The organism is Microbacterium sp. EYE_78 (assembly GCF_023149035.1).
Taxonomy (GTDB): domain Bacteria; phylum Actinomycetota; class Actinomycetes; order Actinomycetales; family Microbacteriaceae; genus Microbacterium.
In genome coordinates, this window is sequence record NZ_JAHXMY010000001.1 from 336,085 (window position 1) to 348,041 (window position 11,957).

Genomic DNA, 11,957 nt, shown 5'->3' on the forward strand with positions numbered 1-11,957 from the left:
ACCGAGGTCTCCGGACCGCCCCGATGTGGGCGTTCTCCCCCGCCCCTACCTTGGGGACATGACCTCGAACACCACCCCGCCCCGCCGGCGGATCAGGCCGCTGCGCCGCCTCGGTGCGCTCGCGCAGCTCGCCGCGGCCGGCGTCGTCGGCATCGGCTTCCTGACCGCCCTCGTCTCACTCGTGAGCGTGGGCGTCGGCATGATCCTCGTGCTCGGCATCGGCATCCTCTTCCTCATCGCGGCGGTCTACGTCGCGTGGGCCGCGGCCTGGCTCGAGCACGAGCGGGTCGAGGGACTGTACGGACACGGCGTGCCGCGACTGCGGATCCGCACGAGCGGCGAACCCGGGTTCCGGGGATTCCTCCGGACCCTCTGGCTGCAGTTCATCGACGGCGGGATGTGGCGCGGCATCGCGAGCCTCGCGATCGCGACGGTCCTCGGCTGGGTCGTCATCGGCGCAGCCTGGGGCTTCGTCGCGGCGCTCGGCGTCGTGTTCTCGCCCGCCACCGCGCAGGGCCGTGACGTGCCCCTCATCGGCGTCGCGGTCAGCGACGGCTGGGCCGTCGTGGGCGGCATCGTCGCGGCGCTGTTCAGCCTCGGCATCCTCTTCGGCGTCTCACTCCTCGACGACCTCATCACCCGGTCGATCCTGGTGCCGTCCCGCGAGGCGATTCTCGCCGAGCAGGCACGGGCCGCCGGCGCACAGCGAGCCGGCGCCGTCCGCGCCAGCGAGGTCGAGCGCACCCGCATCGAGCGGGATCTCCACGACGGCGTCCAGCCCCGGCTCGTCTCGGTGGGGATGACCCTCGGCATGGCGCAGCAGAAGATCGACTCCGACCCGGCGGCCGCCAGGGCGCTCATCGACGAGGCGCACACCTCGACGAAGGCCGCCATCACCGAGCTCCGGCAGCTGGCCCGCGGCATCCACGCCTCGGTCCTCGACGACCGCGGACTCGATGCGGCCCTCTCAGCCCTCGCCGCACGGTCGCATGTGCCCGTCGCCCTCGACGTGCGCCTCGACGATCGGTGCAGCGCCACCTCCGAGGCCGCCGTGTACTTCGTCATCGCCGAATCGCTGACCAACGCCGCGAAGCACGCCCGCGCGACGGAGGTGCGGGTCGTGGTGCGCAGCCGCGACGACGCCGCGACCGGCCGGCTCATCTGGGCCCGGGTCGAGGACAACGGCATCGGCGGCGCGACCGTCGTGCCCGGCGGCGGCCTCGACGGCATCACCAACCGGGTGCTCGCCGCCGGCGGCACCGCGAAGCTCGACAGCCCCGTCGGCGGCCCGACGGCTCTGGAGGTGACGGTCCCGTGCGCATCCTGATCTGCGAGGACTCCACACTGCTGCGCGAAGGACTCGTGCGCGTGCTCGAGGACGCCGGCCACACCGTGGTCGCCGCCCTCCCCGACGCCGACGGCCTCGTCGACGCGGTCACCGATACGGCCCCCGAGCTCTGCATCCTCGACGTGCGACTGCCGCCGACGTTCACGGACGAAGGCATCCGGGCGGCGCTCGCGCTGCGGGCGCAGCATCCTTCCCTCCCGGTGCTGGTCCTCAGCCAGTACGTCGAGGAGCGCTACGCGAGCGACCTCATCACCGGCCAGAACGCCGCCCTCGGCTACCTGCTGAAGGACCGCGTCGCCGACGTCCGCGACTTCCTCGACTCGATCGACCGCATCGCGTCGGGAGCCACGGTGCTCGACCCCGAGGTCGTCGCCCAGCTGCTGACGCGACGGGCGCGGGACGAGCGGATGTCGCGCCTCACCGACCGGGAACGCTCGGTCCTCGCGCTCATCGCCGAAGGCAAGAGCAACTCCGCGATCGCCGGCGCGCTCTTCGTCTCCGAGGCGAGCGTCGAGAAGCACATCACGTCCCTCTTCCAGAAACTCGACCTCGAACAGGACGAGCACGGCAACCGCCGCGTCCTCGCGGCCCTCGTGCACCTCGAGCACGGCGGTCCCGGCCACACCGACCAGAACGGAGCAGTCCGATGAGCATCGACCTGAACCCGCCCGCCGCCGCAGCCGGCGCCACGCCCCCGCCCCCGTCCCCGCCGCGTTCGTCGGCGAAGGTCGTCGCGATCCTCGCGATGAGCCTCGGCGGCGCGCTGCTGCTCGGCACCCTCGTGTCGGGCATCGGCTCGATCGCCTACGCCGCCGGCGACCGCGGCGCCGGCAGCCGCTCCGCGGACGCGACCGACATCAGCGCCCTGTCACTCGACGTGTCGGCAGGCCACGTCGTCGTCCAATACGCGGACGTCGACGAGGCGGTCCTCGAGATCACCGGCGGCGATCGTGACTGGCGACTGGATCGCCGAGGCGACACGCTCTCGCTCTCGAACGACCGGCCGTGGTGGGCGTTCCAGGCCGGCTTCGACTGGAACGACAGCCGCGCGACGCTGACCCTCCCGTCGGAACTCGAGGAACAGCAGCTCGACGCCCGCTTCGAGGTGTCCGCCGGGTCGATCACGGCGGGCGGCACCTACGGCGACCTCCAGATCGACGTCGGGGCCGGCGACGCGGATGTGACGGGCACCGCCGACGACGTGACCGTCGAGGTGAGCGCCGGCAGTGCCGATGTCGACGTCGACGGCGTGCGCACCGCGGACCTGCAGATCGGCGCCGGCGAGATCGTCGCGTCGCTGACGGGCGAGTCGCTCCGGGACGTCCGGATCGACGTCAGCGCCGGAACGCTCGTGGCCGACCTCCCCGACGCGGACTACGACGTCACGTCCGACGTGTCGGCGGGCTCCTTCGACAACAACCTGTCGACCTCGACCGGCGCGGCGCGCACGGTCGACGTGCAGGTCTCCGCCGGCAACGTCACCCTCACCCCCGGCGACTGACTCCGTCGCGCACCGCGAGCCGCCGCAGATGGTCGCCCCTTCGACGGGCGAATGACCATCCGCGGCGGCTCGCGGGCGTTGCGAGGGTCAGCCGATGACGGCGATCTCGTTGGGGACGTGGTCGAGGGCGACCGTCTGCGCGATCTCGCCGGTGGTCAAGTCGACGACGACGATCTCGCTGTCGGCGGGGTCGGTGACGTAGGCGCGGTCACCCGCCACCTTCACCGAGGGGTGCGGGTCCTGCCACTCGGCCGGGCCCTCCCACGGGTCGACCACCTGCAGCGACGAGGTGATCTCACCCGTCGCCGGGTCGATCGAGTGCAGCTTGCCGTCGGTGCCGATCAGCACGGCCTCCTCGGCCGGTCCGCGTCCGACGCCCCGGTAGGTGTACTCCACACCGTCGGGCAGGGCGACCGTCTCGAGCGTGCCGGCGGCGGTGTCGACGAGGGCGAGGTCGCGCAGGAGGTAGCCCTCGGCATCCGGGTCGGTCTTGTAATCCATGACGACGAGCGGGCTCGACTCGGAGACGTACGCGTTGCCGCTGCGGCCGAACTCGTCGGGAGCGTCGAGCTTGGTGATCTCGCCGTCCTTCACGAGCAGCACGCCGTCCTCGCAGCCGAAGACGACCGCCTCGCCCTGCGCCGTCCCCTCGCCGTGCACGCCGGGGCACTGGTCGTTCGACGCGATCTCGTCGCGGTTCGCGTCGAGGACGCGGATGCCGGTGCGCCCCGCCTCGGTCCCGACGGTCGTCAGCAGCGTGCCGTCCTCGAGCTCGACCGAGACGCCGTGGTGGGCGGTGTCACCCGGGATCACCTCGGCTTCGGGTAGCTCGCCCTCCGATGCCGCGAGCGCGGCGGAGTCGAACACGGTCGTGTCGCTCGTCGCGTCGTCGTAGAGCACCGTCTTGTCGGCGTGCGAGACGACGTGTCCCGCGGCGGCCGCCGGCACCAGCAGCTCGGTCAGCTCGGGGGCCCGCGCGTCGAGCAGCTGGAAGCCCTTCGACGTCGTCACCATGACGTGTCGGCCGTCGCCGGCGGCGTTGAGGCGGATGAACTCCTCGGAGTCGAAGTCGCCGAGCTCGGCCAGGTCGTCGCCGCCGAAGACGGTGACGCCGCCCTCGTAGGCGACCGCGAGCCGCGGCCCGGCGACCGGCGCGGGCGCGTCGCTGGACTCCGCCGCGGGCGCCGAGCCCGGGTCCGCCGCGGACGCGCAGCCCGCCAGCAGCAGGGCAGCGGCGCCGGCGAGGGCGCCGTACTGCAGGATCTTGTTCATGGTTTTCCTTTCCAGGGAACGCCTCACGGGGTGAGGCCGTCGGCGATGCGCTGCAGGTTGCGTCGCATCATGTCGAGGTAGGTGTCGCCGGGTTCACCGGCGGGCGCGAGGGACTCGGTGAACAGCGCGACGACGCCCACGTCGCGTCCCGCCTCGTCGGCGAGCACCTGCATGAGCCGGTCGGGCTGCGACGAGTCCGCGAAGATCGTCCGCACGCCGCCCTCGTCGATCGCATCGACGAGCTCCTGCAGATCCGACGCGCTCGGTGCAGCGAGGGTCGTGCCGCCCGGGACGGCCGCACCGAGGATGCGGACGTCGTACCGGCGGGCGAGGTAGCCGAACACGTGGTGGTTCGTCACGAGCGCGCGCCGATCCTCCGGGATGTCGCCGAGGGTCGCCGCCATCTCGGCATCGAGCTCGTCGAGCTGCGCGAGATACGCCGCGGCGGCGCGGTCGACGGATGCCGCGCCGTCGCCCGCGATCCCGGCGAGCTCCGGCGCGAGCGCGTCGACCACGAGCGCGGTCTGCGTGGGGTCGGTCCAGAAGTGAGGGTCCGCGCCGTCGCCCTCCGCGTACGGGAGCACCTCGACGTGATCACCCGCGACGAACTGCGGTGCACCGTCGGCGGCGGCCGCGTCGACGTGGTGCTGCACGCCCTCTTCGAGCCCCAGCCCGTTCGAGACGACGAGGTCGGCGTCGCGCAGCTGGGCGGCCTCCCTCGCCGACAGCTCGAACGAGTGCGGGTCGGCGTTCGGCGGCATCAGGGTGACGACCTCGACCGCGTCGCCGGCGAGGTTCTCGACGATGTCGCCGAGGATGTTCGTCGTCGCGACCACGGTCGGGCGGTCATCCGCCGCCGGTGCGCAGGCGACGAGCGCCGCCACGCTCGCGACGGCCAGCGTCACGGCGAGCGCGCGCCTCATCGTCCCGTCTCCGCGACGAATGCGGGCGTGTGGGCGGCGGCGAAGGTGCGGGCGACGCGGGCGTCGTCGGCGGGATCGATCTCGAACATGGCGTGCTCGGCGGGTCCGTTCAGGTAGGTGCGGTGCTGGTCGACGGTGAGACTCACGCCGTCTGCGAGGTCGGGGGCGGCGAGGGATGCGGCGACGAGCGGCTCGGTGCGGGCGAGGCGCGCCCCGGTCTCGCCGTCGAGGACGAGCACCGCGCCGTCGGCGGTGAGGGCGACGACGTGCTGGTCGGCGTCGTCGACGGCGGCGACGCGGACGATCCGCTCCCCCGCCTCGATGCGGCTCCACGAGCGCTCCCGCGTGTCGAGCAGCCAGACGCCGTCATCCCCGCCGAGCCCGGCCACCGTCGGGCGCCCCTCGCGTGCCGCGAAGGCCATCACGCGGTCCTCGGCCCCGTCGGGGTACGGGATCCGCTCGAAGGTCGTGCCGTCGGCATCCGTCACCGCGAGGACCGCGCCGTCGGCGCACCCCACGACGACGCCGACGTTGGTGGCGATCGAGCCGGCCGGTTCGGCGCAGGAGACGACCTCGAGCTGCCGTCCGGTGCCGTCGACGTGGCGGAGGCCGGCGGCATCCGTCACGAGGGCGCCGGTCGGCAGCGGCACGACCATGCCGTCCCCGGGAGCCGACTCGAGGCGGAAACGCTCGACGATCTCGCCGTCCTTCAGCGCGTCGAGATCGAGCAGCGCGGCTTCACCGCCGTCGAAGTGGATGCCGGCGCCCAGGTCGCTCGCGACGACGGTCGGCGCTCCGGCGCCGCGCACGTCGCCGAGCAGGTCGGCCGGCGCCTCGTAGTAGTGGAAGTGGTCGACGTGGTTCCAGGTCCAGACGCCGCTGTCGACGACCGAGACGCCTCCGTCCCGCACGGCGTAGAGGAACCGTCCATCGGTCTGGAGCCCGGTCGCGGGGGCGATCTCGCCGAGGCGCTCGCTCTGCTCGTCGAGGAGGTCGAGGTGGTGGACGCCGCCGTCGGTCGCGATGCTCGTCAGGTGCAGCGCCGGTTCGGCGAGCTCTCGCGCGCCGGCGATCGCACCGTGGTCGTCCTCGTCGGTCGCGGCGGGCTCAGCGGTAGGCGCCGTCTGACAGGCGGTGAGGGTGAGGGCGAGTGCGGCCAGCAGGGCGGCGGGTGCGCGACGGTTCATGCGGTCCTTTCGACGGGGACGGCTCGGCGGAGGCGACCGAGCGAGCGGATGCCGGTGGACACCGCGCCGGAGCAGATCGCGGCGAACGCGACGGTGGCACCGGCCGCGGTGCCGAGATGCCACGAGAGGATGAGCCCCGCGGCCACGGCGACGACACCGACGAGCGCGGCGACGATCATGGTGGGGACGATCCGTCGCGTCCAGGCGCCGGCGGCGACGGCCGGGCCGAGCAGCATGCCGACGACCAGCAGCGAGCCGACCGCCTGGTAGGCCGAGACGACCGCGAGGGTGACGAGGCCGACCAGCAGGACGTGCGCGAGCCGCGGCCGGAGGCCCAGCAGCTGCGCCTGCCGCGGGTCGACGGCGAGGGCGACGAACGACCGGTGGCCGAGCGCGGCGACGGCGAGCGTGACGGCCACCGCGACCGCCAGCACGGCGAGGTCGCCCCGCTCGATGGCGAGGATGTCGCCGAAGAGGATCGCGGAGGCATCCGTCGCGAAGCTCCGAGACGCGGAGATCACGATCACACCGAGCGAGAGGCTCGCGACGAAGAGCAGGCCGATGCTCGTGTCGGCGGAGAGCCTGCCGCGGCGCTGCAACGCGCCGACGCCGAGCGACATCGCCGCCGCACTGACCGCGGCGCCGGCCATGGGCGGGACGCCCAGGAGGGTCGCGACCGCGACACCGGGGAGCATGCCGTGGGCCATCGCCTCCCCCAGGAACGCCATGCCGCGAAGGACCACCCAGGTCCCGACGACGCCGCAGACGACCGCGACGAGCGCGCCGCCGAGCAGCGCGCGCTGGACGAACTCGGCGGCGAAGGGGTCGAAGAGGGGGGACACGGTCGACGACTGTACACGTAATTGAGAACGGTTTTCATTTGCAATAATGAACGGATGCTGCCCACCGCCGCTCTCGCCTCTCTGACCGACGCGACCCTCGAGATCGACGGTCATGTCGCGTTGACGGGCGTCGACCTCGACGTGCACGCCGGCCGGGTGACCGCCGTCGTCGGCGCGAACGGTTCGGGCAAATCGACCCTGCTCGCCGTCATCGCGGGCCTGCGACGGCCCACGCGAGGAACCGCGACGAGTCGCCCCGGCATCCGGGTGGCGTTCGTGCCGCAGCACACCGCCGACACCGCGAGACTCCCGCTGACCCTCTCGGATCTCGTCGCGATGGGCCGGTGGCGCGAGCGCGGCGCGTTCCGTCCGCTCCGCCGCGTCGACCGCGATCGTGTCGCCGAGGCCATCGAGGCCGTCGGGCTGACGCCGCTGTCGCGGCGGCACCTCGGGGCGCTCTCGGGCGGTCAGCGGCAGCGGGCGTTCGTCGCGCAGGCCCTCGCACAGGAGGCCGACCTGCTGCTGCTCGACGAGCCGATGACCGGGCTCGACGACGCTGCGCGGCGGGCGACGGCATCCGCCCTGCGCTTGGCAGCCGACCGCGGTGCGGCGGTCGTCGTCGTGACGCACGACCTCACGGAGGTCGGCGAGGTCGACGAGGTCGTCACGCTCGAGGCCGGTCGCGTCTCGGGGCGCGTCACACAGCCGTCACCGCGTGGACGGGCCCTCGGGAACGTCGGTACCGTTGAGGCGTGACCAACGCTCCGATCGACGCCACCACCACCTCCGCTTGGGCCGAGCTCGAGGCCCTCACCTCCAGCTTCACCCCTGACCTCCGCGGCTGGTTCGCGTCGGATCCGCAGCGCGTCGCGAAGCTCACGCACGACGTGGCCGACCTGCACGTCGATCTGTCGAAGAACCTCGTGACCGACGAGATCGTCGCGGCCCTCGTGCGCCTCGCCGAGCAGACCGGGGTCGCCGACCGCTACGCGGCCATGCTCGCCGGCGAGCACATCAACACCACCGAGGATCGCGCCGTCCTGCACACGGCGCTGCGACGCCCCGCCAAGGCCGTGCCCGCGCTGACAGTCGACGGCCAGGACATCGACACCGACGTGCAGGAGGTGCTCGACGCGATGGCGGAGTTCGCCGGGCGGGTGCGCTCGGGCGAGTTCACCGGCATCACCGGCAAGAAGGTCGAGACGGTCGTCAACATCGGCATCGGCGGCTCGGACCTCGGTCCGGTCATGATCTCGGCGGCGCTGGAGCCGTACGCGGACGCCGGCATCTCCGCGCGGTTCGTCTCGAACATCGACCCGTTCGACATCGCGTCGAAGACGAAGGACCTCGACCCCGAGACGACGCTGTTCATCGTCGCCTCGAAGACGTTCACGACGCTCGAGACGCTGACCAACGCGCGTCTGGCGCGGGATTGGCTGTGGGAGGGCCTCGCGTCGGCGGGCGCGATCGACGGCAGCGACGAGCAGAAGAAAGATGCCGTCGCCCACCACTTCGTCGCCGTCTCCACCGCACTCGAGAAGGTCGCCGAGTTCGGCATCGACACCGCGAACGCGTTCGGCTTCTGGGACTGGGTGGGCGGCCGCTACTCGGTCGACTCGGCGATCGGGCTGTCGCTCGTCATCGAGTTCGGCGCCGACACGTTCCGCGAGCTGCTCGCCGGCTTCCACGCCGTGGACGAGCACGTGCGGACGACGCCGCTGGCCGAGAATGTCCCGGTGCTCATGGGCCTGCTGAACGTCTGGTACACGAACTTCCTCGGCGCGCAGTCGCACGCGGTGCTGCCGTATGCGCAGCAGCTGAGCCGGTTCGCCGCGTACCTGCAGCAGCTGACGATGGAGTCGAACGGCAAGTCGGTGCGGTGGGACGGCTCCCCCGTGACGACCGACACCGGCGAGGTGTTCTGGGGTGAGCCGGGGACGAACGGGCAGCACGCGTTCTACCAGCTGATTCACCAGGGAACGCGCCTCATCCCCGCGGACTTCATCGCGTTCGCGAACCCGGCCTACACCCTGACGGACGGCGACCGCGACGTGCACGGCCTGTTCCTCGCGAATTTCCTCGCACAGACGAAGGCGCTCGCCTTCGGCAAGACCGCCGAAGAGGTCGAGGCTGAGGGCACGACCGGCGCGCTCGTCGCGGCACGGACGTTCCCGGGGAACCGCCCCACGACGTCGATCTTCGCGCCGTCGCTGACGCCCGCGGTGCTCGGCCAGCTCGTCGCACTCTACGAGCACATCACCTTCACGCAGGGCGTGATCTGGGGCATCAACTCGTTCGATCAGTGGGGTGTCGAGCTCGGCAAGCAGCTCGCCCTGCAGATCGCGCCGGCGATCGAGGGCGACAGCGACGCGCTCGAGTCGCAGGATGCCTCGACGAAGGCGCTGCTCGAGTACTACCGCGACCACCGCGCCTGAGGCGGGGCTCCCGGGCGGCGGCCTCGGTCCTGTCGGTCGACCGGGCCGTCCTTCGAGCGGGCCGTCGTCCGAGCGGGCCGTCGTCCGAGCGGGCCGTCGTTCGAGCGGCCGTCGTTCGATCGGCCGTCGTTCGAGCGGAGGTCTGCGTTCGAGCGGCCGTCGTTCGAGCGGAGGTCTGCGTTCGAGCGGAGATCTGCGTTCCCGCGGACGGATGCCGCGCGCAGCGTCCGCTGTTGTGCGGATCTCCGCGCGGGGGCCGTTGCGCGGCGGCTGTCGCGGTGCGAGGGTGGCCGTCGTTCGTGCTGACTGACGTTCAAGCGAGCCGTCGTTCGATCGGCCGTCGTTCGAGCGTGCCGTCGTTCGAGCGGAGATGTGCGTTCGCGCGGAGATCTGCGTTCGCGCGGACGGATGCCGCGCGCAGCGTCCGCTGTCGTGCGGATCTCCGCGCGGGGGCCGTTGCGCGGCGGCTGTCGCGGTGCGAGGGTGGCCGCATGTCGGCGTGGAACGACGCGACGGTCGATGTCCGGGGCGGGGTCGTGGCCGCGCAGTCGCTCGGCGCCCATGGTCCCGCGGTGGTGCTGCTGGGCGGCGCGACCTGGTCGCGGGATTGGTGGCCCGAGGGGTTCTGCCGGGCGTTGGTCGACGCCGGGCTCCGGGTGATCCGGTTCGATCCGCGGGACACGGGCGGGTCGACGCTGAGCCCGCCCGGAACGCCGGAGTACGACGCGGAGGACATGGCGGCGGATGTCGTCGCGGTGTTGGACGCGTTCCAGGTCGGGTCGGCGACGGTGGTCGGGTTGTCGGCCGGTGGCGGGATCGCGCAGGAGGTCGCGGGGTGGCATCCGTCTCGGGTGGCGGGTCTCGTGCTGATGTCGACGACCGCCGGCGGGGACATCGGCGTCGACCTGCCGGGGCCGGCGGACGCGCTGGCGACCACCTTCGCGCATCCGCCGGCCGACCCGGATTGGTCGGACCGCGGCGCGGTCGTCGACGGGGTCGTCGAGTCGGAGCGGCCGTATGCCGGGCCAGGGATGTTCGACGAGGCCGAGGTGCGCAGGCTTGCAGGCGTGGTCTGGGACCGTACGCCGTCGATGGCGAGCGGATCGAATCATTTCGTGATCGCCGAGGCGTCGCCTGCCTTGTCGATGGACGCGCTGCGGGGCGTTCGTGCGCTGATCATCCACGGAACGGCGGATCCGCTGTTCCCCGTGGCGCACGGTGAGGCGCTGGCGGAGTACCTCCGCGCACCGCTGCTCACGCTCGATGGCGTGGGACACCAGATCCCGCCGGCGTCGATGTGGCCGGAAGTCGTGCAGGCCATCGCCGAGGTCGCGGCCGTCGACCAGTACGTCCGACCCCTCCGGACTCGATAGCCGCGATCCCGCACCGAGGAGCCGGCGCCTCGACCCTGGACAACCGCCCTCCGCAGCGGAACCCTGGTCGCATACACCGGACGAAGGAGACCGCCATGTTCCAAATCGACGGCGCCTACAGCGGCTTCGCGGTCGACGACCTCGACGCAGCGAAGGCGTTCTACGCCGACACGCTCGGCGTGGAGGTCGACACGCTCGACAACGGGTTCCTGCAGCTGCGTCTCGACTCAGGCGCGACGATCCTCGTCTACGGCAAGGAGCACCACGAACCGGCGAGCTTCACGATCTTGAACTTCCCGGTCGACGACGTCGAGGCGGCGGTCGACGACCTCAACGCGAAGGGCGTCGAGACCGCCATCTACGATGACTTCCCCACGGACTCGAAGGGAATCATGCGAGGTAACGGTCCGACGATCGCGTGGTTCCGCGACCCCGCCGGCAACGTCCTCGCGGTGCACGAGCGCTGAGGCTCAGGGCTCCCAGTACCCGACCGCGCACAGCAGCCGCGTCTCGTCGTCCGCGTCCGCGGGCGGCTCGATCGCGGGTGGGAAGACACCCCACTGCCGCCACTCGTCCGCGTGCGGGACGACGTGCTCGCTCAGCCCGGCGATGATCTCGGGCGAGAGGTGGAACGGGATGCCGAGATGCTTCGCGATCAGCCACGCCTGGAACGCCCGATACGTCGCCAGGTGGGCGAACCCTTCCTCGGCGGAGTAGTCGCCGTACTGGAACCGGAACACCGTCCCCGGCTCGACGCCTTCGCGCACCGCGGCCGTCGCGGCGTCGTTCAGACGGTCGTACGCCGCGATCGGGTCGTCGCCGAGCAGATCGGCATGTCGGAACTCGTCGCCGTCGGCGATCGACCTCCCGGCGAGGACGCCCGGCACCCACGCCTCGTCGTAGGCGTGCGCGAAGAGGATGTCGCGGAAGGTGGGGTCGGGCGTCGACGTCCACTCCTTCGGCGCCGGCTTGGACAGATCGGCCGGGTCGATGCGATCGATGACGGAGCGCAACGCCGCATCCGCCTGGAGAAACAGCTCGTCGGTTCTCATGCCCACACCGTAGAACCGGCCGCC

Annotated in this window: 12 protein-coding genes; 7 read left to right on the top strand and 5 right to left on the bottom strand. The window is 72.1% G+C overall.

Annotation, left to right across the window (positions count from 1 at the left end):
• Positions 1-58 precede the first annotated feature (58 nt).
• The 3 genes from KZX17_RS01610 to KZX17_RS01620 are packed head-to-tail and all read left to right on the top strand — an operon-like array spanning position 59 to position 2,849.
• Positions 59-1,327, top strand: a complete 1,269-nt coding sequence (locus tag KZX17_RS01610) for a histidine kinase (RefSeq protein ID WP_248171225.1) — start codon at positions 59-61, stop codon at positions 1,325-1,327.
• A complete protein-coding gene (locus tag KZX17_RS01615; RefSeq protein WP_248171223.1) occupies positions 1,315-1,998 on the top strand; it encodes a response regulator transcription factor in 684 nt (227 codons plus the stop codon). The genes KZX17_RS01610 and KZX17_RS01615 overlap by 13 nt, the downstream gene beginning before the upstream one ends.
• On the top strand, positions 1,995-2,849 hold the full coding sequence (locus KZX17_RS01620) for a DUF4097 family beta strand repeat-containing protein (protein WP_248171220.1): 855 nt from the start codon (positions 1,995-1,997) through the stop codon (positions 2,847-2,849). Before KZX17_RS01615 ends, KZX17_RS01620 begins: the two co-directional genes overlap by 4 nt.
• 87 nt (positions 2,850-2,936) lie before the next feature.
• On the opposite strand, the gene aztD is transcribed toward KZX17_RS01620, so the two are convergent.
• The 4 genes from aztD to aztB are packed head-to-tail and all read right to left on the bottom strand — an operon-like array spanning position 2,937 to position 7,073.
• Complete coding sequence (gene aztD / locus KZX17_RS01625; protein WP_248171218.1) at positions 2,937-4,121, bottom strand: zinc metallochaperone AztD; 1,185 nt, start codon at positions 4,119-4,121, stop codon at positions 2,937-2,939.
• A 23-nt stretch (positions 4,122-4,144) separates the two neighbouring features.
• Positions 4,145-5,044, bottom strand: coding sequence for a zinc ABC transporter substrate-binding protein AztC (gene aztC, locus KZX17_RS01630; RefSeq protein WP_248171215.1), 900 nt, complete (start codon positions 5,042-5,044; stop codon positions 4,145-4,147).
• Entirely contained in the window at positions 5,041-6,231 is a 1,191-nt protein-coding gene (locus KZX17_RS01635; protein ID WP_248171212.1) for a hypothetical protein, read from the bottom strand. The genes aztC and KZX17_RS01635 overlap by 4 nt, the downstream gene beginning before the upstream one ends.
• Entirely contained in the window at positions 6,228-7,073 is an 846-nt protein-coding gene (gene aztB / locus KZX17_RS01640) for a zinc ABC transporter permease AztB (RefSeq protein ID WP_248171211.1), read from the bottom strand. Before aztB ends, KZX17_RS01635 begins: the two co-directional genes overlap by 4 nt.
• Before the next feature lie 54 nt (positions 7,074-7,127).
• Here aztB and aztA point away from each other — a divergent pair, with 54 nt between their 5' ends.
• The 4 genes from aztA to KZX17_RS01660 all read left to right on the top strand — a co-directional run bounded on the left by aztA (position 7,128) and on the right by KZX17_RS01660 (position 11,348).
• Entirely contained in the window at positions 7,128-7,829 is a 702-nt protein-coding gene (gene aztA, locus KZX17_RS01645; protein WP_248171208.1) for a zinc ABC transporter ATP-binding protein AztA, read from the top strand.
• Positions 7,826-9,508 (top strand): glucose-6-phosphate isomerase, encoded by a 1,683-nt coding sequence (pgi, locus tag KZX17_RS01650; RefSeq protein WP_248171205.1) that lies wholly within the window; start codon positions 7,826-7,828, stop codon positions 9,506-9,508. The genes aztA and pgi overlap by 4 nt, the downstream gene beginning before the upstream one ends.
• A 491-nt stretch (positions 9,509-9,999) precedes the next feature.
• Positions 10,000-10,881, top strand: a complete 882-nt coding sequence (locus KZX17_RS01655) for an alpha/beta fold hydrolase (protein ID WP_248171203.1) — start codon at positions 10,000-10,002, stop codon at positions 10,879-10,881.
• A 95-nt stretch (positions 10,882-10,976) separates the two neighbouring features.
• Entirely contained in the window at positions 10,977-11,348 is a 372-nt protein-coding gene (locus KZX17_RS01660) for a VOC family protein (protein ID WP_248171200.1), read from the top strand.
• A 3-nt stretch (positions 11,349-11,351) separates the two neighbouring features.
• Here the strand turns inward: KZX17_RS01660 and KZX17_RS01665 are convergent, their stop codons facing one another.
• Positions 11,352-11,933 (bottom strand): hypothetical protein, encoded by a 582-nt coding sequence (locus tag KZX17_RS01665; protein ID WP_248171198.1) that lies wholly within the window; start codon positions 11,931-11,933, stop codon positions 11,352-11,354.
• Between the last annotated feature and the right edge of the window lie 24 nt (positions 11,934-11,957).